The 17,528-nt window shown below is 71.5% G+C and carries 20 protein-coding genes and 7 tRNA genes; 15 read left to right on the plus strand and 12 right to left on the minus strand.

Going from position 1 to position 17,528, the window contains the following annotated elements:
- Positions 1–31 precede the first annotated feature (31 nt).
- The gene (locus ACFW5B_RS05055) at positions 32–868 is read left to right on the plus strand and encodes a TrmH family RNA methyltransferase (protein ID WP_386433425.1); all 837 of its coding nucleotides are present in this window, start codon (positions 32–34) and stop codon (positions 866–868) included.
- A gap of 292 nt (positions 869–1,160) precedes the next feature.
- Here the strand turns inward: ACFW5B_RS05055 and ACFW5B_RS05060 are convergent, their stop codons facing one another.
- A complete protein-coding gene (locus ACFW5B_RS05060; RefSeq protein ID WP_386433428.1) occupies positions 1,161–1,592 on the minus strand; it encodes a Fur family transcriptional regulator in 432 nt (143 codons plus the stop codon).
- The gene (locus tag ACFW5B_RS05065) at positions 1,555–2,940 is read right to left on the minus strand and encodes a serine/threonine-protein kinase (RefSeq protein WP_386433431.1); all 1,386 of its coding nucleotides are present in this window, start codon (positions 2,938–2,940) and stop codon (positions 1,555–1,557) included. Before ACFW5B_RS05065 ends, ACFW5B_RS05060 begins: the two co-directional genes overlap by 38 nt.
- A gap of 609 nt (positions 2,941–3,549) precedes the next feature.
- Here ACFW5B_RS05065 and ACFW5B_RS05070 point away from each other — a divergent pair.
- Both ACFW5B_RS05070 and ACFW5B_RS05075 read left to right on the plus strand, forming a co-directional pair.
- Positions 3,550–3,759 (plus strand): hypothetical protein, encoded by a 210-nt coding sequence (locus tag ACFW5B_RS05070; RefSeq protein WP_386433434.1) that lies wholly within the window; start codon positions 3,550–3,552, stop codon positions 3,757–3,759.
- A gap of 364 nt (positions 3,760–4,123) precedes the next feature.
- Positions 4,124–4,450 carry a zf-TFIIB domain-containing protein gene (locus ACFW5B_RS05075; protein WP_386433437.1) on the plus strand — a complete coding sequence of 109 codons (327 nt, stop codon included), beginning with the start codon at positions 4,124–4,126 and terminating at the stop codon, positions 4,448–4,450.
- Here ACFW5B_RS05075 and ACFW5B_RS05080 read toward each other — a convergent pair.
- The 5 genes from ACFW5B_RS05080 to ACFW5B_RS05100 form a co-directional block, all read right to left on the minus strand.
- Positions 4,432–4,503, minus strand: a tRNA-Val gene (locus tag ACFW5B_RS05080). The two genes, ACFW5B_RS05075 and ACFW5B_RS05080, sit on opposite strands and share 19 nt — an antisense overlap.
- A 35-nt stretch (positions 4,504–4,538) precedes the next feature.
- A tRNA-Val gene (locus tag ACFW5B_RS05085) sits at positions 4,539–4,610 on the minus strand.
- 30 nt (positions 4,611–4,640) lie between these two features.
- Positions 4,641–4,712 (minus strand) — tRNA-Val (locus ACFW5B_RS05090).
- A 1-nt stretch (position 4,713) separates the two neighbouring features.
- Positions 4,714–4,787: transfer RNA gene (locus tag ACFW5B_RS05095), tRNA-Cys, on the minus strand.
- A 35-nt stretch (positions 4,788–4,822) separates the two neighbouring features.
- A tRNA-Gly gene (locus tag ACFW5B_RS05100) sits at positions 4,823–4,895 on the minus strand.
- Positions 4,896–5,072: 177 nt separating this feature from the next.
- Here ACFW5B_RS05100 and ACFW5B_RS05105 point away from each other — a divergent pair.
- The 3 genes from ACFW5B_RS05105 to ACFW5B_RS05115 are packed head-to-tail and all read left to right on the plus strand — an operon-like array spanning position 5,073 to position 7,827.
- Complete coding sequence (locus ACFW5B_RS05105; protein ID WP_386433440.1) at positions 5,073–6,140, plus strand: chorismate-binding protein; 1,068 nt, start codon at positions 5,073–5,075, stop codon at positions 6,138–6,140.
- The gene (locus ACFW5B_RS05110; RefSeq protein ID WP_386433443.1) at positions 6,137–6,964 is read left to right on the plus strand and encodes an aminotransferase class IV; all 828 of its coding nucleotides are present in this window, start codon (positions 6,137–6,139) and stop codon (positions 6,962–6,964) included. The genes ACFW5B_RS05105 and ACFW5B_RS05110 overlap by 4 nt, the downstream gene beginning before the upstream one ends.
- Before the next feature lie 32 nt (positions 6,965–6,996).
- On the plus strand, positions 6,997–7,827 hold the full coding sequence (locus ACFW5B_RS05115; RefSeq protein ID WP_386433446.1) for a GNAT family N-acetyltransferase: 831 nt from the start codon (positions 6,997–6,999) through the stop codon (positions 7,825–7,827).
- A 33-nt stretch (positions 7,828–7,860) separates the two neighbouring features.
- Here ACFW5B_RS05115 and ACFW5B_RS05120 read toward each other — a convergent pair whose 3' ends face one another.
- Positions 7,861–8,382, minus strand: coding sequence for a DsbA family protein (locus ACFW5B_RS05120; RefSeq protein WP_386433449.1), 522 nt, complete (start codon positions 8,380–8,382; stop codon positions 7,861–7,863).
- A 170-nt stretch (positions 8,383–8,552) separates the two neighbouring features.
- Between ACFW5B_RS05120 and ACFW5B_RS05125 the strand changes: the two genes are divergently transcribed.
- Both ACFW5B_RS05125 and ACFW5B_RS05130 read left to right on the plus strand, forming a co-directional pair.
- Entirely contained in the window at positions 8,553–9,014 is a 462-nt protein-coding gene (locus ACFW5B_RS05125) for a hypothetical protein (RefSeq protein ID WP_386433452.1), read from the plus strand.
- A 68-nt stretch (positions 9,015–9,082) separates the two neighbouring features.
- Positions 9,083–9,238: a hypothetical protein gene (locus ACFW5B_RS05130; protein ID WP_199812568.1), complete on the plus strand. Its 156-nt coding sequence runs from the start codon at positions 9,083–9,085 to the stop codon at positions 9,236–9,238.
- A gap of 21 nt (positions 9,239–9,259) precedes the next feature.
- On the opposite strand, the gene ACFW5B_RS05135 is transcribed toward ACFW5B_RS05130, so the two are convergent.
- Complete coding sequence (locus tag ACFW5B_RS05135) at positions 9,260–9,826, minus strand: CGNR zinc finger domain-containing protein (protein WP_386433456.1); 567 nt, start codon at positions 9,824–9,826, stop codon at positions 9,260–9,262.
- Positions 9,827–10,051: 225 nt separating this feature from the next.
- The gene (locus ACFW5B_RS05140; RefSeq protein WP_003959770.1) at positions 10,052–10,465 is read right to left on the minus strand and encodes an SsgA family sporulation/cell division regulator; all 414 of its coding nucleotides are present in this window, start codon (positions 10,463–10,465) and stop codon (positions 10,052–10,054) included.
- 189 nt (positions 10,466–10,654) lie between these two features.
- Between ACFW5B_RS05140 and ACFW5B_RS05145 the strand changes: the two genes are divergently transcribed.
- The 4 genes from ACFW5B_RS05145 (at position 10,655) to ACFW5B_RS05160 (ending at position 11,949) form a co-directional block, all read left to right on the plus strand.
- Entirely contained in the window at positions 10,655–11,086 is a 432-nt protein-coding gene (locus ACFW5B_RS05145; RefSeq protein WP_386433459.1) for a TIGR02611 family protein, read from the plus strand.
- A 54-nt stretch (positions 11,087–11,140) separates the two neighbouring features.
- Positions 11,141–11,212 (plus strand) — tRNA-Val (locus ACFW5B_RS05150).
- Positions 11,213–11,298: 86 nt separating this feature from the next.
- Positions 11,299–11,760, plus strand: coding sequence for an SRPBCC family protein (locus ACFW5B_RS05155; protein WP_386433462.1), 462 nt, complete (start codon positions 11,299–11,301; stop codon positions 11,758–11,760).
- A 117-nt stretch (positions 11,761–11,877) separates the two neighbouring features.
- A tRNA-Val gene (locus tag ACFW5B_RS05160) sits at positions 11,878–11,949 on the plus strand.
- A gap of 113 nt (positions 11,950–12,062) precedes the next feature.
- Here the strand turns inward: ACFW5B_RS05160 and ACFW5B_RS05165 are convergent.
- Positions 12,063–12,788, minus strand: coding sequence for an exonuclease domain-containing protein (locus tag ACFW5B_RS05165; RefSeq protein WP_386433943.1), 726 nt, complete (start codon positions 12,786–12,788; stop codon positions 12,063–12,065).
- A gap of 199 nt (positions 12,789–12,987) precedes the next feature.
- Here ACFW5B_RS05165 and ACFW5B_RS05170 point away from each other — a divergent pair, with 199 nt between their 5' ends.
- From ACFW5B_RS05170 to thrS, 3 genes are all read left to right on the plus strand, one after another.
- Positions 12,988–13,554 (plus strand): DUF4365 domain-containing protein, encoded by a 567-nt coding sequence (locus tag ACFW5B_RS05170; RefSeq protein ID WP_386433465.1) that lies wholly within the window; start codon positions 12,988–12,990, stop codon positions 13,552–13,554.
- Positions 13,554–14,732 (plus strand): hypothetical protein, encoded by a 1,179-nt coding sequence (locus tag ACFW5B_RS05175; RefSeq protein ID WP_386433468.1) that lies wholly within the window; start codon positions 13,554–13,556, stop codon positions 14,730–14,732. Before ACFW5B_RS05170 ends, ACFW5B_RS05175 begins: the two co-directional genes overlap by 1 nt.
- 111 nt (positions 14,733–14,843) lie before the next feature.
- Positions 14,844–16,823, plus strand: coding sequence for a threonine--tRNA ligase (gene thrS / locus ACFW5B_RS05180; RefSeq protein ID WP_386433472.1), 1,980 nt, complete (start codon positions 14,844–14,846; stop codon positions 16,821–16,823).
- Positions 16,824–16,876: 53 nt separating this feature from the next.
- Here the strand turns inward: thrS and ACFW5B_RS05185 are convergent, their stop codons facing one another.
- Entirely contained in the window at positions 16,877–17,524 is a 648-nt protein-coding gene (locus ACFW5B_RS05185; protein ID WP_386433475.1) for a potassium channel family protein, read from the minus strand.
- Between the last annotated feature and the right edge of the window lie 4 nt (positions 17,525–17,528).

The raw sequence follows: 17,528 nt of genomic DNA on the forward strand, positions 1-17,528 counted from the left end.
AACCCCGACACCGACAAGGCACTATCTCCCCGTGGCAGAAATCATCACCGTCGACGACCCGGACGACCCGCGGCTGGCCGATTACACCGGCCTGACCGACGTCGAGCTGCGGCGCCGGCGCGAGCCCGCGGAAGGGCTCTTCATCGCCGAGGGCGAGAAGGTCATCCGGCGGGCCCGGCACGCCGGTTACGCGATGCGCTCCATGCTGCTCTCCGCCAAGTGGGTCGACGTCATGCGAGACGTCATCGACGAGGTCCCGGCACCGGTCTACGCCGTCAGCCCGGCCCTCGCCGAGCGGGTGACGGGCTATCACGTGCACCGCGGCGCACTGGCCTCCATGCAGCGCAAACCGCTGCCCGCGGCCACCGACCTCCTCTCCGGGACCCGCCGCGGCGTGGTCACGGAAACGAGCGCAGGTCAGCGCGTCGCCATCTTCGAGGACATCGTCGATCACGCGAATCTCGGAGCTGCCTTCCGCAACGCGGCCGCTCTGGGTGTGGACGCCGTCTTCCTCACGCCACGCTGCGCTGATCCTCTTTACCGACGGGCCGTGAAGGTGTCGATGGGTGCGGTCTTCAGCGTCCCGTGGACCCGGCTGACCTCTTGGCCGAAGGACCTCGAACTCTTCCGCCGGCACGGCTTCGTGACGGCTGCCTTGTGCCTCGGAGAGAAGTCGATCTCGATCGACGAGCTGGCCGACCGCCGGTACGAGAAGCTGGCTCTGATGCTCGGCACCGAAGGCGACGGACTCTCGGTCGACGCCCTGCGCGCCGCCGATGAATGGGTCCGGATCCCGATGGCCGCAGGAGTGGACTCCCTCAACGTTGCCGCGGCCTCGGCTGTGGCCTTTTACGCGACGAGGCGCTGAGCCCCTTTCCTTTCGTCCCGGGGCCGCCGGGTTCAATGGTCCACGCCGCGGGGGTGGCGTCGCTTTCACCGCGGCGTGGACACCCGGCTCAGGGGGCGGCGGTGCACCACCCTGCCGCACCGGACCGGAAGGCGCCGAGGGCGACCGGGTCGTTGCCTGTGACGACCGAACCGAGCAGGGGGCTCCTCGCTGCCATCTGCCGTGAGACGGCAAGCGTGCCGCAGCGGCGCGGGACCGGGCGACGGGCGTGCCGGCTGCGGCCCGGGCCCGGGTGACCGCCCAGGGTGAACCTTCAGGTCTTCGCCAGGCAGGTGGGGCACAAGCCCCACCACGTGATCTCGGCCTCGTCGACCGCATAACCCCGGTTTTCCGCAGGATCGAGGCATGGAGCCTCGCCGACGGCGCAGTCGACATCCTGAATGTCCCCGCAGCGTCGGCAGACCAGATGGTGATGGTTGTCGCCCACCCGGAGTTCGTACCGGGCCGGGGAGCCGGCCGGCTCGACGCACCGGACCAACTCGGCGTGCGTGAGGTCCTCCAGTGCGTTGTACAGGCCCTGTCTGGACAGACCGCTGGATGCTGAGGAGTCCGCGCCGAGCCTCGTCTCAAGGTCCGAGGCGGTCGAATGCGGATGCCCCTCCGGCGCCGTCAGCACTGCGCGGCGCTGAGCCGTGCTGCGCAGGCCCTTACGCTTCAGCAGGTCGCCCGCAGCCCGATCCGTCATCCAAGTACTCCCTCGGCCTCTTGTGTTCGCACGGCCCCGCCACCCCCGCAGAAGCAACGGCCACCGGCCGTTCCGTCCCGAGTCCGCGGGCCGGGCCCTGGCATCCCTGGGCGGCCGCGATACCGAGCGCCACCAGCAGCGTCACCACCACGAACACGATGACCCGCTGGCGCAGCAGCCGGCGGTCCGGTCCGGGCCGGCGGCCGCCCGAGGTCGTGCGCACCGGGGTACGCGAACCGTTTCGCCCCGTGGGGCGCGCGGCCGGGACCCGTCGCCCGTTCCGCCCGCCGGTCCGCGGATTCTTCCCCGCGGCCGACGCCGGACCGGCCGGCCGGCCGCCCCCGTTCCGCGGAACCGGGGGACGGGAGGAGTGCGCACGCGCCGAGGAGGAGCCCGCCGTGCCGCGCTCGGTCCGCTGTCGCGCGTACTCCTCGGCACGCTGCCCGGTCGGCCGCTCCGCGGGACGGCGCTCCCCGCGTTCCCAGCCGGCACCGGACCCGCTCTCCAGCGGCCCGCCCGACAGTCCGTGCGCCTCGCGTGCCGCGATCTCCTTGAGCCGCAGCGACAGCGACAGGGTGCTGGGACGGTCCGCCGGGTCCTTGGCCAGACACGACGCGAGCAGCGGCGCCAGCGCGTCGGGCACCCCGCCGAGGTGCGCCTCCTCATGGACCACGCGGTAGAGCATGACCTCCGAACTGCCCTGGCCGAAGGGGGAGTCCGCGGTGCAGGCGTACGCGAGGGTGGCGCCCAGCGCGAAGATGTCCGTCGCCGGCGTCACCGCGGCCCCGCGCACCTGCTCCGGTGCCAGGAAGCCCGGCGAGCCGACGGCCGTGCCGACATGGGTCAGGGTGCTGGCGCCGGTCGCCCAGGCGATGCCGAAGTCGATGATCCGCGGGCCCTTGGGCGACAGCAGGATGTTGGACGGTTTCAGGTCGCGGTGCACCACACCCGCGTCATGGACGGCCAGCAGCCCCTCGGACAGCGCGGCGCCGATGGAGGCGACCTCCGCCGGGGACAGCGGCCCCTCCTCGTTGACCTTGTCGTGCAGCGAGGGGCCGGGGACGTACTGGGTGGCGAACCAGGGGCGGTCCGCGTCGAGATCGGCCGCGACCAGCCGGGCCGTACAGCCGCCGCGGATCCGCCGGGCGGCGGAGACCTCCCGGGCGAACCGCGAGCGGAACTCCTGATCCTCCGCCAGATCCGGCCGGATCACCTTGAGTGCCACCCGCTGCCCGCGTTTGTCCGAGCCGAGGTAGACCACGCCCATCCCGCCCGCGCCGAGCCGGCGGTGCAGCCGGAACGTCCCGACGACACGCGGGTCCTCGCGTCGGAGCCGCATCATCGCCATGTCCGTCCCCTACCTGCGGTGGGGAGCCCCCTCCGCTGCCAACCGTCTGACGTGGCACAGCTTACGGATTGACGGCTCGCTGTGCTGAGAGGCCGCGCATGCGCCGGCCGCCGGATTGACCGTGACGCGTACGGGCCGCAGCGCGCGCAGGCGCCACCTCCGGCCACGTGGCCCCGGCATCCCGCGGCCGGTCTCAATGATCCGCCACAGAAGGGGGATTGACGGGATGTGGGGGGATCGGGGCGGGTTGGTCACGGATGTGGTGGGTGCGGCCGCGGCGCCGGATGGGGCGGCGGGCCGGGCACGACGCGGGGGCGGGAACGTCGTACGCGGGGGAGCGGCGGGAGTGACCGAGGTCACCCTCAGGAGTGCCCGGGGTGGTGCGTACGACGGTCCCCCTCCGGGATGTCCCCCGCTCCGGGGCGGGTGTCTCCACCCAGAGGAGTACACGGAGCGCGGAGCCGTCATCCTCGCGGAGGCCGACCAATCGGTACGACGGCATGACGTCTGCCGACGGCCGCGTGCCTAGGGTGGTTCTCAAGCGGCGGGCGGTGCACTCGTCCCCCGAGGTCAGACGCCCGCCGCCCGGATCACGACAGGAGCGGGACGATGGAGCGGACCACCGGGCGGACGGCCCCTCGGGCGCAGGGGCGCCGAGCCCCCTCGGCGTCCGCCGGGCAGCGCTCCTCCGGCACCCGCCACCCCCTCGTCGCGGTGGCCATGGTGCTGCCGCTGGCGATCGTTCTCGCCGTGGCCTTCGGCGGCTGGGAAGCCGTCCTGACACAGGCGTCGTCCGTGGCCGGAATGCTGGGGCGCTGAGCGGCGCCCCGGTCCTGGGAGAGCGGCCCGGGACGGGGGACTTCCGGCTGTGACCCCGTGGGGACGGGGGGCGCGGCGGACGGCACGACGGCCGGGCATCTGGGGAGATGCCCGGCCTTCGAGCTTTCCGGGCCCCCGCTCCCAGTCACCGCCCCCGACGGCTGTCTCCCCCTCTCCGAGGAGGGCCGGGTACTCACCCACGGGCCCGCGACGAAGCTCCGCCGCCATGTGCCGGCACCCTCCGCCACGGCGATCTCCACTATGAACGCCCCGCTGCCGGGAGGCCGTTCCGGCAGTGTCGCCCTGAGCAGTCGTGGATGACAGGAGTGGAGCGACGATGCCACGCCCCAAGTGCCGTGCACCGATGCAGACATACCGCCGCCATGGCGTCCAGCTCGAGCAGCGTGCCGGCTGCCAGGGGATATTCCTGGACCACGGGGAGCTGAAGGCGCTGACCCGGCTCGCATCACAGTGGGCCGGCAGCCCCCGCCGCCACCAGCTCCCAGGTTTATCCGACGGCTCCCGCCTGGGGCGCTCCACAGCACGGCCACCACAGCCATCACGGCCACCGTGGGCGCCACGGTCATCACCGCGGCTTCGGCCACATGCTCTTCCCCTCCTGAAAAACGACCGAGGGCCGGAGCGAATTGCTCCGGCCCTCGGGATCAGGCGTGGACGATACTGGGATTGAACCAGTGACCTCTTCCGTGTCAGGGAAGCGCTCTCCCGCTGAGCTAATCGTCCGCGGGACCACGGATCCCGAAAGATCCGCAGCTGCGTGCGCGATACTGGGATTGAACCAGTGACCTCTTCCGTGTCAGGGAAGCGCTCTCCCGCTGAGCTAATCGCGCGGGACGGATACCCCGTTTCCGGGGATCCAGTGGACGATACTGGGATTGAACCAGTGACCTCTTCCGTGTCAGGGAAGCGCTCTCCCGCTGAGCTAATCGTCCTTGGAGGTGGAGACGGGATTTGAACCCGTGTAGACGGCTTTGCAGGCCGTTGCCTCGCCTCTCGGCCACTCCACCAGGAGTGAGGGGGTTCGGGAAGATCCCCCACATCGAGCGGACGACGAGACTCGAACTCGCGACATCCACCTTGGCAAGGTGGTGCTCTACCAACTGAGCTACGTCCGCAGGTGTCTCTCCCAGACTACGTCCGGAAGCTACTCCGCCTCCGGGGCGCTTCCGCGTCCCGGCGACGTGTTGAACTCTAGCGGATTCCGGGGCCAGTACAAAAACGCGTTTGTGCAGCGTGCTGCGGTGCTCGCTCGGCGCAGGCGGGGCACGGGCCGTCGCCATAGACTCGCTGACGTGCACGACTTCGCTCCGATGGCCCGCTTCGGCGGCCTGATAGCCACCGACCTGCGGGATGTGACCAGCGATCCCGCGGCCCTGGACTCCACGGGCTGGTGGGCGGTCGCCGCCGACTTCGAGGGCACGGTGGTCTGTGCCCGCTTCGGCGACGTCCGGCCGGCCACCGCGGCGGACCGGCCCGCGCCCGACGGCTGGTGCGGCCCCGCGCCCGAGGACTGGACCAGTTCGCTGGACCGGGACGCCTATACCGGCGGTGTGCGGCGCGTCCGTGAACACATCGCGTCCGGTGACGTCTACCAAGTGAACCTCTGCCGGGTGCTGACCGCGCCGCTGCCCGACCCCGGCCGCGCCGATGTCGACGCGCTGTCCACGGTGCTGGCCCGCGGCAACCCGGCGCCGCACGCGGGCACGATCCGGCTGCCCGGCCACGGCGTGGAGATCGCCAGTGCCTCCCCGGAGCTGTATCTGCGGCGCGACGACCGCATCGTCAGCTCGGGTCCCATCAAGGGCACCGGCCGGACCGCGGCCGATCTTTCGGCGAAGGACCGGGCGGAGAACGTGATGATCGTGGACCTGGTCCGCAACGATCTCGGCCGGGTCTGCGCCACCGGAACCGTCACCGTCCCGGCACTCTGCGCCGTCGAGGAACACCCCGGGCTGGTCCACCTCGTCTCCACGGTGCGCGGTGAGCTGGCCGGAGCGAACGAGAAAACCGCCTGGGCGGATCTGCTGGGCGCCACCTTCCCGCCCGGGTCGGTCACCGGCGCCCCCAAGTCCAGTGCGCTGCGGATCATCGAGGAACTGGAGACCGCACCCCGCGGGCCGTACTGCGGTGGCATCGGATGGGTCGACGCGGACCGCCGCACCGGCGAGCTCGCGGTCGGTATCCGTACGTTCTGGATCGACCGCACCCCGCCCGGCGGACCGGTGCTGCGCTTCGGGGCCGGCGCGGGGATCATCTGGGACTCCGATCCGGAGCGGGAGTGGGCCGAGACGGAGTTGAAGGCGCGCAGGCTGCTGGCGGTAGCGTCGGGCCTGCACGAGGCGAGTGGAGGAAAGCGATGAAGATCTGGCTCGACGGGGCACTGCAGGATGCCGAAAGCGCCCGGGTCTCGGTCTTCGACCACGGGCTGACGGTCGGCGACGGGGTCTTCGAGACCATCAAGGCCGAGCACGGCCGCGCCTTCGCCCTCACCCGCCACCTGGAGCGCCTGACCACCTCCGCGCGCGGGCTCGGCCTGCCCGACCCCGATCTCGATGAGGTCCGGCGCGGCTGTGAGGCCGTCATGGCGGCCAACCCGATGGCCCTGGGCCGGCTGCGGCTCACCTACACCGGCGGTGTCTCCCCGCTCGGCTCGGACCGCGGCGACGCCGGCCCCACGCTGGTCATCGCGCTCTCCGAGACCCGGCGGCGCCCCGACACCACCGCCGCCGTCACCGTCCCGTGGACCCGCAACGAACGCGGTGCGCTGGCCGGCCTGAAGACCACCTCGTACGGCGAGAACGTGGTCGCCCTGGCCCGCGCGCGGGAACAGGGCGCCTCCGAGGCGCTGTTCGCCAACACGGTCGGCGCACTCTGCGAGGGCACCGGCTCCAATGTCTTCGTCGTCCTGGACGGCGAACTGCACACCCCGCCGCTGCACTCCGGCTGCCTGGCGGGCATCACCCGCGCCCTGACCGTCGCCTGGGCCGGCGCCAAGGAGACCGATCTGCCGCTGGACGCCCTGGAACGGGCCGAGGAGATCTTCCTGACCTCCACGCTGCGCGACGTCCAGGCCGTGACCCGGATCGACGGCCGCCAACTCGCCGACGCGCCGGGCCCGGTGACCGCGGAGGCCATGCGGATCTTCGACGAGCAGTCGGCCCTCGACTTCGATCCGCGGTACTGACGCGCGCCCGTAGGGGCGAGTAGAAAGACCTCGTGACCACAACGCTGCGCCCCGCGGGACCGGAAGAACGCCACGGCGACGGGCACCGCGCCCGTCCGTACGACATCTGCGTCAACAGCCGCCGGGTCGGCGGGATACGGCTGACGACGGACGCCCGGTTCGGGCCCGCGGCGGGCCGGATCGCGGAGCTGGCCATCGACGAGCCGGACCGGCACCGGGGCCGCGCCACGGTCGCCGCGCTCGCCGCGGAGGAGGTGCTGCGCGGCTGGGGCTGCCGGCAGATCGAGCTGACGGTCCCGGCCGGTGCCGAGGCCGCCGGGCGGCTCGCGGCGGCGCTGGGCTACACCGAGCGCAGCCGCACCATGAGCAAGCCCCTCACCACTCCGCCTCCGTTGCCCGACGGCAGCAGTGACCGGGCACTGAGCGAGGCGGAGTACCCGGCCTGGCGGGACGGCGCGCTGGCGGAGTACGTCCGTACGCAGGTCGGCCAGGGGATGTCCCAAGAGCGCGCCGAGGAGTCCGCGGCCGCCGGCCATCGCGCCCTGCTCCCGGACGGTCTGGGGACGCCCTACCAGGCGCTGCGCGTCCTGGCCCACGGCGGTGCGGACGTCGGCAGCGTCTGGGTGGCCCTGCGGATGCCGGACCAGCCCGGCGGCTATGTCGTCGACGTACGGGTCGCGCCCGGCCACCGCGGGCACGGCCACGGCCGCACCCTGATGCGGGTCGCCGAACGCGAGAGCCTCGCCGCCGGCCGCACCGGCCTCGGCCTGAACGTCTACGCGGGCAACGCCCCGGCCCTCGGCCTCTACGCCTCGCTGGGCTACCGGCCGACCGGCTATCTGCTGTGGAAGCCGATCCTCTGAGCGGGCCCGCGCCGCGCGGATGAGGCTGCCTCCTCAGCTCTCCCCGGCCAGCAGCCGGTCGGCGATCTCCTCGATACGGGCGCGCAGCCCCTCCTGGCTCTTTCCGCCGTCCAGCCGCTCGCCGCCGATCACATACGTCGGGGTCCCGGTCACGCCGATCGCCTTGCCCTCGGCCTGGTCCGCGTCGACGATCAGCAGATGCCGCCCGTCGATCAGGGCGGTGTCCAGCTCCTCGGCGTCCATCCCCAGCTCGTCGGCGACCTCCAGCAGCAGCTGGTCCCCGCGCTTGCCGAGCTCCTCGGTCCGCGCCAGCACCGCCTCGATGTACGGCCAGCCCTGGCCCTGCTCGATGGCCTCCTCGGCGGCCTGCGCGGCGGCATGGGCGCGCGGGTGCTTCGGCAGCGGGAAGTGGCGCAGCCGGATCTCCAGCCGGTCGCCATAGCGCTCCCGCAGCGCCCGCAGGTCGTCCAGCGCGGCATGGCAGTCCGGGCACTGCAGCTCGCACCAGACGTCCAGTACGGGGCGGGCGGGGGCGGAGGTGGTGGCGTCGTTCATGGCGGCCAGTCTTCCAGGCTGCCGCCCGGTGCCCGAACCGGGACCTGCGGAGGAGGCCGACCCGGAGATGTCCCTGAGCCCGCCCCGGAACATGGCCCGTGCGGGCCCGGACAAGGCAGGATGGAAGGGAGCAGACTGCCTGCTCACCCATCCATCGGCAGGAGGACCGGATGCTGACCTCGACCGTCTGTGCCGCGGTGTCGGCGGCGGGCCTGGGCATCGCCGCGATCACGGCTTACCGCAAGCGGTTCCTGGCCGCGACCCGCATCGCCGCCTTTTCCCTGATCCCCATCGGCCTGGTGATGACGGGCGTCATCGACTGGGTCACCGGCATCGTCTTCAAGCCCACGGTCTGGGCCGGCTTCGGCGTGCTCGCGCTCTCGGTCGTGCTGTTCATGGTCTCCAGGGCGGTCGAGCGCCGCCGCGGCGGGATCGGCGGCCGCAAGGAGCGCCGCGCCGCGAAGGACGGCCGGACCGACGCGGTGGCCCCGGCGGCCTCCGCACCCTCCCTCGGCGCCGGCCGGCCCGCGGCGCAGCCGGCCGCCAAGGGGAAGGCCGCGGCCGACAAGGGCGGTGCCCCCAAGGATGACTTCTCGGACATCGAAGCGATCCTGAAAAAGCACGGGATCTGATGAACTACCGCTGCTGAGGCGCCTATCGGGCGCACTCGGACGATCATCTGCGTCATGATGCGCGCGAGATGAACGATGAGTGCGCCCTCGCCCAAGACGACGCCCCGTCCCCCGAACCACGCGGCTGCCTGTTCGCGCTGTCCCAGCCGCCGCTGATGCTCTTCCTCGCCGTCATCGGCTGTCTGCTCCTGCTCGGTGCCGTGCACGACCTCTTCATCCTGTGAGGCCGTCCGCCGCCCGGCCGCTCAGCCCGCGGCCTCCCGTCGCCGGGCCCGGTAGGCCGCGACATGCAGCCGGTTTCCGCAGGTACGGCTGTCGCAGTAGCGCCGGGAGCGGTTGCGGGAGAGGTCGACGAAGGCGTGCCGGCAGTCCGGCGCCTCGCAGTGCCGCAGCCGCTCGCGCTCCCCGGCGACGACGAGGAAGGCCAGCGCCATCCCGCCGTCCGCGGCCAGATGGTCGGCGACCGACGCGCCCGGCGCGAAGTAGTGGACGTGCCAGTCGTACCCGTCGTGGTCGGTCAGCTGCGGAGTGGTGCCCGCGGAGGCGACCAGCGCATTGACCTGTTCGGCCGCGGTGCGGTCGTCCCCGGCCGCGAAAACCCGCGCGAACCGCGCGCGGACGGACCGTACGGCGGCCAGATCGCCCGCACCGAGCGCGCCCACGCCGCTGACGGCGTTGCGCAGGACGAAGTCCTCCAGGGCCGCCAGGTCGGTCAGGCTGTCCGGCGCGCCGGGCGCCTCGCCCTCCGGGGCGGTGTTCAGCAGATCGACCACCGCGTCCAGCGCGCACCGGGTGTCATGGGTGATGATCACGGTTCCGCTCCCTGGCAGCGTGGGGACGGACGGGTACCGCCCCCGGGGGTTGCCGAATGGTCGCCGACTCTAGCGCCTGGAACAAGCTTCAGCGCCGACTCCGCGGTGGGTCCGCGGCGACGACGCCGAAGTGTGCCGTGTGAACTTGTCGGTCCTGCGCCGTCTCCCCGAGTCGGACGGGCGCAAGTGTGAGCGGGTGAGTGCTTTCGGTAAGCGGTCTGCGTCTCAGCTCTCCGCAAGGATGTGGGAGAGCTCGGTGTCGAGATCGAAATGCCGGTGCTCCGTACCGGGCGGTACGGCGGCATCGGTCCTTTTGAGGAACGACTCGAGAGCCCGCGCGGGCGCCTCGAGCAGGGCTTCGCCTTCCGGGGAGCTCAGGGCGATGCAGACAACACCCTGTCCGTGGCTCCGGGACGGCCATACGCGGACGTCTCCGGTGCCCGTGGGCCGGTGCAGGCCCTCGGCGAGGAGGTCGCGGGCGAAAACCCACTCGACGGTCTCCTCGGCTCCGGTATGGAAGGTGGCATGCACGGCATAAGGATCGGCCGTGTCATACCGCAGGCCCGCGGGTACAGGCAGTGAGGACTCGCTCGACACAACGAGGCGCAGGTGCAGCTCGCAGCTGACCGTGGTGTTCATAAGCGCCAGGGCCTTTCGCTCAGTGTGCGCTCGGGGATTCGCACGTCGGCGAAATCGACATGCCACCTACGGTGCCGTTGTAAACCCCTCTGACGGTTTTGTGTGGCTTCAGGTACCTCTTCCGGCGGATTGCGAGATCGTCCCCGGCGGTAATTCCGGCAAGCGGTCGCGTCCGGTAAGTTTGGGGGTATGAATACGCAGAGTAACGGGGGGCTGGGGACGGTGGAGGGAGACACCGCTCCGGCCGAGAAGCCGCTCGGTTCACGGGCGCCGCACTTCATCAAGCGCTCCCGGCCGCTCCATGTGAGCTGGCAGGTCGGGGTCTTCGTCGTCGGTCTCGCGGTCGTGGTGGCCGGCGTGATCATGCTGCCGCTGCCGGGACCGGGCTGGCTGGTGATCTTCGCCGGTATGGCGATCTGGGCGACGGAGTTCGTCTGGGCACAGCTGGTGCTGCGCTGGACCAAGCGCAAGGTCACCGAGGCGGCCCAGAAGGCGCTCGACCCCAAGGTGCGGCGCCGCAACATCATCCTGACCTCCATCGGCGTGGTGATCATCGCGGCGGCGCTCGCGGTCTACCTCTGGAAGTTCGGCGTCGTGATGCCGTGGAAGGTCTCCGAGTGACCGTGGAGTGGTCAGAAGTGCCCGTCGACGTGCGGTAATGTTGGCGGTGCGCCCGGGCGATTAGCTCAGTGGGAGAGCGCTTCGTTCACACCGAAGAGGTCACTGGTTCGAACCCAGTATCGCCCACCCGGCACGAGGGTCCGGAGACATCAAGTCTCCGGGCCCTCGTCGTTGTTGGGCCCCCGCGCCGCCCCGGGGCGCACACTGGGATCATGCCCGCCTGGTCCCGCCGACTGCACCACTACTGCTTCCGCAGCGTCTGGCTGCTGAACGCCTCGCCGACCGTGGTCTACGCCGTCCTCGAACGCGCCGAGGCGTATCCGCGGTGGTGGCCGCAGGTCCGCGAGGTGACCCCGCTCGACGGGCGCAGCGGCACCGCCCGGTTCCGTTCCCTGCTGCCGTACGACCTCACGGTGGTGGCGAGCGAGCGGGTGCGGGACCCGGGGGCGGGGGTGCTGGAGACGACGCTGCGCGGGGATCTGGCGGGCTGGGCGCGCTGGACGGTGCGGCCCGGCGCCGGCGGCACCCGGGTCGTCTACGAGCAGGAGGTCGAGGTCTGCAAGCCGGTGTTGCGGCGGTTCGCGCTGCTGGGGCGGCCGCTGTTCCTGGCGAATCACGCGCTGATGATGCGGGCCGGGCGGCGGGGGCTGGCCGCCTGGCTGGCCCGTGGATGAGGTGCGCCGGCGGCCGGGGCGCGGCGGCCCGGGACCGCCGTGGCACAGGAATTTGATGGAAGCCCCGCGCGGCCTGTATTGTTCTGCTCGTTCGCGAGGGAAACCCCGCCGACACCCGGGCGATTAGCTCAGTGGGAGAGCGCTTCGTTCACACCGAAGAGGTCACTGGTTCGAACCCAGTATCGCCCACCGGGATCAAGAACCGGGCCGCCAAAAAGCGGCCCGGTTCTTTTTGTTGGAAGAGCGCCGCGCGGGAATTCCGGCCGCGGTCTTTGCCGCCGTACGGAATTGCTGAGGGGGGTTCAGGCCGCCGCGGGGAGTTCGGGGCGCAGCGGCCAGTGCGGATCGACGATCTCGGGGTTGCCGCTGCGGGCGAACCACGCCTGAAGCCCGCGGGCCTGGGCCGCGTACCAGACGGCCTGGCGGGTGTGCAGCTCCGCCGGATGCAGCCCTTCCAGGCGCTCGGCGTAGCGGTGCCCCAGGGCCCGGACGACGCGGAGCGCGGCGAGCGCGTCGGCGGCCGCCTCATGGGCGTCGGTCAGCTCGACCTCGTAGTGCGCGCACAGATCGGTGAGCGTACGGCGGCCCTTGCGGTAGCGGTCCAGGTGCTTGTCGAGGACATGGGGGTCCAGGATGCGCAGCGGGTGGCCGCCCAGATAGGCGCTCAGTGAGCTGGCGCGGTGCCGCTTCAACTCACGCTCCAGCAGGGTGAGATCGAACGGGGCGTTCATCACGACCAGCGGCCGGCCCGCCATCGACTGGGCGGCCAGGGCGCGCGCCACCTCCTCCAGGACCGGCGCCGGCCAGCGCCCGTGCAGGGCGAGGTGGCCGGCCGTCAGACCGTGCACCGCCGTCGCGGCGTCGGGTATCTCGACGCCCGGGTTGATCAGCCAGCGGGTGATCCGGGGTGCGGAGCGCGGTGTCTCCTGGACCACCAGGGCCGCGGAGACGATGCGGTCGCGCTCCACGTCGATCCCGGTGGTCTCGGTGTCGAAGGCGGCAAGCGGTCCGTCATACCAGCACGGCATCATCCCAACTCCTCGCGCTCGTACGGGGGATGACGGGAAGCGCCACCCGAGCTGGTGATACCCGAGCCGTGCGGTGCTCGAACCGCCCTTGTTTGCGGACCACTTGACGCGGAGACAACCAGAGTGACGGGCCGACGCGCTCCGCCTCCGCCCGTCATCCACCCGCATCGTTCGGTACATCCCGGAAGGCCACTCCGCGATGACGCTCGCGCAGCCCGAACCGGGCGGGCTGTTGCCCCGGCGGATCACCCCGCAACGCGGCGGTCTCGCCACCACCGCCTGCATGGAGACCCTCCAGGTGGGCTATCTCCACGCGGTCGCCGCCGCTGCCGGATGCTCGCTGGCGCAGCCCTTCCCGGACAACGGAATCGACTGGCACGTCAGCCATGGCGCGCCCGGCCACACCGTCGACGACGAGGTGACCATCAAGGTGCAGCTCAAGTGCACCTACCAGACCGCCCCGCGCCCGCCGGGGCCGACGTTCGCCTTCACGCTCGACAACGACCACCTGGTGAAGCTGGCCCGTACGCCCGTGACGGTGCACAAGATCCTGGTCGTGATGCTGGTCCCGCGGACCCCGGAGGACTGGCTGCGGGCCTGCCACGACCGTCTCGAACTGCGGCACTGCTGCTACTGGACCAATCTGGCCGGCCATCCGGTGACCGGCCGGCGCAGGACCACCGTGCGGGTCCCCACCGCGCGGATCTTCGACGACCGAGCGCTCTGCGAGATCATGACGCGGGTCGGGGCGGGAGGGAGACCCTGATGTACCGGCCGACCGACGACCATGACGCGCGGCCGCTGGATTCCGCGCGGATCGACCCGGCGGTGCTCAGCGCGCTGCTGGCCCGGCACGGCTGGCGGCGCAGGGGCGGGGCCGCGGGCCACTACGCCCGGTGGACGCCGCCCGGCGGGGGCGGCGGGGCCAGCCTGCTGATTCCGCACGACCGCCGCTTCCCGGACAGCGGGGAGCTGCTCGCGGAGGCGCTGGCGGCGCTGGTGCGGAGCGCGGTGCCCTCCGCGCGCGAGGTGCTGACGGGGCTGGCGGTGCCGAGCGACGAGGTGCGCTGGGAGCGGGCGGTCCCCGACGGCGGCTCGGGGGCCGCGCACTGGGTGGCGCAGGAGCAGCTGCGCGGTGCGGCCCGTTCGATGCTGCTGGCCGGGGCGCTGGGGACGTACGGCCGGGCCGGCTACTACGGCGCCCGGCACAAACGGCAGGCCGAAGGGTTCCTGAGCCAGGTGCTGGTCGGTCCGGCGGCGGCCGGGCGGCGGCTGACCGCGTTCGTGCCGGTGCGCGGCGGCCGCCGGACGGTCGCCGGACTGCAGCGGGCGCTGCACGCGGCCCGCGACGCCACCGACTACCAGCGGGCCACCGGCGGTATGGAGGCCTTCGACGCCGCCGTCGAGCTGGGGGTCTGCCATGAGCTGGCCCAGGCGCTGATCGCGCTGGTGCGGGACGCGGAGGGGGTGCGGATCGCGGTCGAGTGGTCGCCGGCGGCCGGCGCCCCGGCGGGCTGCCCGGCCCGCCCCGAGCCGGTGGAGTTCTCACCGGGTGATCTGCCCGCGCTCCAGCAGGCCGCGCAGCGCTACGTCCGGGACGAGCCGTCGCTGCCGGTCCGGGTGACCGGTGCGGTGGTACGGCTGCGCAGGGAGCGGCCGGGCGGGCCCGGTACGGTGCGGCTGCGGGTGATCACCGGGGCCGATGTGCTCCTCGTACGGGTCGCGCTGGGGGAGGAGGACTACCGGATCGCCGCGCATGCCCACCTGGTGGGACTGCCGGTGCGGGTGAGCGGGCGGCTGGAGAGTCGCGGCGGGTTCCGCCGGATCAGCGGCGGCCGGGATGTCACGCCCGTACAGGTCGACGAGGCCGAGCGGGACCGGCTGCTGAAGTCGCTCCAGGAGAATCTCGACTTCTTCGAGGAGGCGTGCGGCGCGGACGAGTAGCGGCGGTGAGCCGGGGGTGGTGAAACCGTTTCGCGGTCGGGTCCGCGGGCTCGGTACGATTCGGCTGCGGAGCAATCGCTGCCGTGAAGAGACATGAGTCAGGAGAGACCGGTGTCAGACGTCCGTGTGACCATCCAACGCGATTCCGAGCGGGAAGAACGCGTGGTGACCACGGGCACTACGGCCGCCGACCTCTTCCAGGGCGAGCGCAGCGTGGTCGCCGCGCGGGTGGCCGGGGAGCTGAAGGATCTGGCGTACGAGGTCGCCGACGGTGACGCGGTCGAGCCCGTCGAGATCACCTCCGAGGACGGTCTGAACATCCTGCGGCACTCCACCGCGCATGTGATGGCGCAGGCCGTGCAGGAGCTGTTCCCGGAGGCGAAGCTCGGCATCGGTCCGCCCATCAAGGACGGCTTCTACTACGACTTCGACGTCGAGACCCCGTTCCACCCGGACGATCTCAAGCGCATCGAGAAGAAGATGCAGGAGATCCAGAAGCGCGGCCAGAAGTTCGCGCGCCGTGCGGTCAGCGATGACGCCGCCCGCGAGGAGCTGGCCGACGAGCCGTACAAGCTCGAACTGATCGGGCTCAAGGGCTCCGCCGCGGACGCCGCCGAGGGTGCCTCCGCCGAGGTCGGCGCCGGCGAGCTGACCATCTACGACAACCTGGACGCCAAGACCGGCGACCTGTGCTGGAAGGACCTGTGCCGCGGTCCGCACCTGCCCAGCACCCGCGCCATCCCGGCGTTCAAGCTGATGCGCTCGGCCGCCGCGTACTGGCGCGGCAGCGAGAAGAACAAGCAGCTCCAGCGGATCTACGGCACCGCCTGGCCGACCAAGGACGAGCTGAAGGCGCATCTGGAGTTCCTCGCCGAGGCCGAGAAGCGCGACCACCGCAAGCTGGGTGCGGAGCTGGATCTGTTCTCCGTGCCCGAGGACATCGGCTCGGGGCTGGCGGTCTTCCACCCCAGGGGCGGCATCATCCGCCGGGTCATGGAGGACTACTCCCGCCGGCGCCACGAGGAGTCGGGCTACGAGTTCGTCTACACTCCGCACGCCACCAAGGGGAAGCTGTTCGAGAAGTCGGGCCACCTGGACTGGTACGCCGACGGCATGTACCCGCCCATGCAGCTCGACGAGGGCATTGACTACTACCTCAAGCCCATGAACTGCCCGATGCACAACCTGATCTTCGATTCGCGCGGCCGCTCGTACCGTGAACTGCCGCTGCGCCTCTTCGAGTTCGGGACCGTGTACCGCTACGAGAAGTCCGGTGTGGTGCACGGCCTGACCCGGGCCCGCGGCTTCACCCAGGACGACGCGCACATCTACTGCACCAGGGAGCAGATGGCGGACGAGCTGGACGCCACCCTCACCTTCGTGCTCGACCTGCTGCGCGACTACGGGCTGACCGACTTCTACCTGGAGCTGTCGACCAAGGACCCGGAGAAGTTCGTCGGCTCGGACGAGACCTGGGAGGAGGCCACCGAAGTACTGCGCAAGGTGGCCGAGAAGCAGGGCCTGCCGCTGGTCCCGGACCCGGGCGGTGCCGCGTTCTACGGGCCGAAGATCTCCGTGCAGACCAAGGACGCCATCGGCCGTACCTGGCAGATGTCGACCATCCAGCTGGACTTCAACCTGCCGGAGCGCTTCGACCTCGAATACACCTCCGCCGACGGCTCCAAGCAGCGCCCCGTCATGATCCACCGCGCGCTGTTCGGCTCCATCGAGCGGTTCTTCGCGGTGCTGCTGGAGCACTACGCGGGCGCGTTCCCCGCATGGCTGGCACCGGTCCAGGCGACCGGTATCCCGATCGGCGACGCGCACGTCCCCTACCTCCAGGAGTTCGCCGCGCAGGCCAAGGCCAAGGGGCTGCGGATCGAGGTGGACTCCTCCTCGGACCGGATGCAGAAGAAGATCAGGAACGCCCAGAAGAGCAAGGTGCCGTTCATGATCATCGCCGGTGACGAGGACGTCGCCCACGGCGCGGTGTCCTTCCGCTACCGCGACGGCTCGCAGAAGAACGGCATCCCGTGCGACGAGGCGATCGCCGAGATCCTCGATGTCGTGGAGCGCCGCCTCCAGGTGTGAGGGCGCTGACGTGAGATGAGGCCCCGGAGAGCGACGTGCTCTCCGGGGCCTCGTCAGCGCTCGCCCTCCAGCCGGAAGCGGCGCATCAGGTACGAGGAGAAGGAGCCCACCACCGCTCCCACCAGGGCCACCCCGACGAACATCAGCCCCACCGCGATCACCCGGCCGCGCGCGGTGACGGGGGTGGCGTCGCCGTACCCGGTGGTCGTCAGCGTGGATGCGGCCCACCACACCGCGTTGCCGAAGGTGCGGATATTGGCGCCCGGGGCGGACCGTTCGTCGTGGTAGACAGCCAGGCTGGCGGCGTACCCCAGCAGCAGCGCGGCGAGCCCCGTGTACAGCATCACCCGCGCCTCCAGGACGAGCCCGGGGGCCTCCCGGCGCAGCTGCATCCGCTCATGCAGATCGATCATGCGCAGCGGTCGCAGCAGCGGCAGCACGGTCACGATCAGGTCCAGCCAGCGGGTGCGCACGAAGTGCCACCGGTCCCGGCTGAAGGCCAGCCGGGCCAGGTACTCCGCCACGAAGGCGGCCCAGCTCACGAACGTGAGGCTCTCCCAGAAGGCGTACCAGCCGGGGGAGAGGCCGGGGGACAGGACCCGGACCGTGTAGGCGGCGAGGAAGACGATCGAGGCGATGAAGAGGTACGGCTGCGCACGCCTCTCCCACTCCTGAAGCCGCACGTCCCTGTCCACCGGCACAGCA

The sequence above is a fragment of the Streptomyces sp. NPDC058773 genome, assembly GCF_042746015.1.
Classification (GTDB): Bacteria; Actinomycetota; Actinomycetes; order Streptomycetales; family Streptomycetaceae; genus Streptomyces.

Bases quoted from the DNA above. Each gene is read 5' to 3' on its own strand.
- ACFW5B_RS05060 (WP_386433428.1), bottom strand. From the start codon at position 1,592: ATGACGGATCGGGCTGCGGGCGACCTGCTGAAGCGTAAGGGCCTGCGC.
- ACFW5B_RS05120 (WP_386433449.1), bottom strand. From the start codon at position 8,382: ATGAACGACGCCACCACCTCCGCCCCCGCCCGCCCCGTACTGGACGTC.
- ACFW5B_RS05155 (WP_386433462.1), top strand. From the start codon at position 11,299: ATGCCCGCCTGGTCCCGCCGACTGCACCACTACTGCTTCCGCAGCGTC.
- ACFW5B_RS05170 (WP_386433465.1), top strand. From the start codon at position 12,988: ATGACGCTCGCGCAGCCCGAACCGGGCGGGCTGTTGCCCCGGCGGATC.
- ACFW5B_RS05140 (WP_003959770.1), bottom strand. From the start codon at position 10,465: ATGAACACCACGGTCAGCTGCGAGCTGCACCTGCGCCTCGTTGTGTCG.
- ACFW5B_RS05075 (WP_386433437.1), top strand. From the start codon at position 4,124: ATGCAGACATACCGCCGCCATGGCGTCCAGCTCGAGCAGCGTGCCGGC.
- ACFW5B_RS05110 (WP_386433443.1), top strand. From the start codon at position 6,137: ATGAAGATCTGGCTCGACGGGGCACTGCAGGATGCCGAAAGCGCCCGG.
- ACFW5B_RS05125 (WP_386433452.1), top strand. From the start codon at position 8,553: ATGCTGACCTCGACCGTCTGTGCCGCGGTGTCGGCGGCGGGCCTGGGC.
- ACFW5B_RS05145 (WP_386433459.1), top strand. From the start codon at position 10,655: ATGAATACGCAGAGTAACGGGGGGCTGGGGACGGTGGAGGGAGACACC.
- ACFW5B_RS05165 (WP_386433943.1), bottom strand. From the start codon at position 12,788: ATGCCGTGCTGGTATGACGGACCGCTTGCCGCCTTCGACACCGAGACC.
- ACFW5B_RS05070 (WP_386433434.1), top strand. From the start codon at position 3,550: ATGGAGCGGACCACCGGGCGGACGGCCCCTCGGGCGCAGGGGCGCCGA.
- ACFW5B_RS05130 (WP_199812568.1), top strand. From the start codon at position 9,083: ATGAACGATGAGTGCGCCCTCGCCCAAGACGACGCCCCGTCCCCCGAA.
- ACFW5B_RS05065 (WP_386433431.1), bottom strand. From the start codon at position 2,940: ATGGCGATGATGCGGCTCCGACGCGAGGACCCGCGTGTCGTCGGGACG.
- ACFW5B_RS05175 (WP_386433468.1), top strand. From the start codon at position 13,554: ATGTACCGGCCGACCGACGACCATGACGCGCGGCCGCTGGATTCCGCG.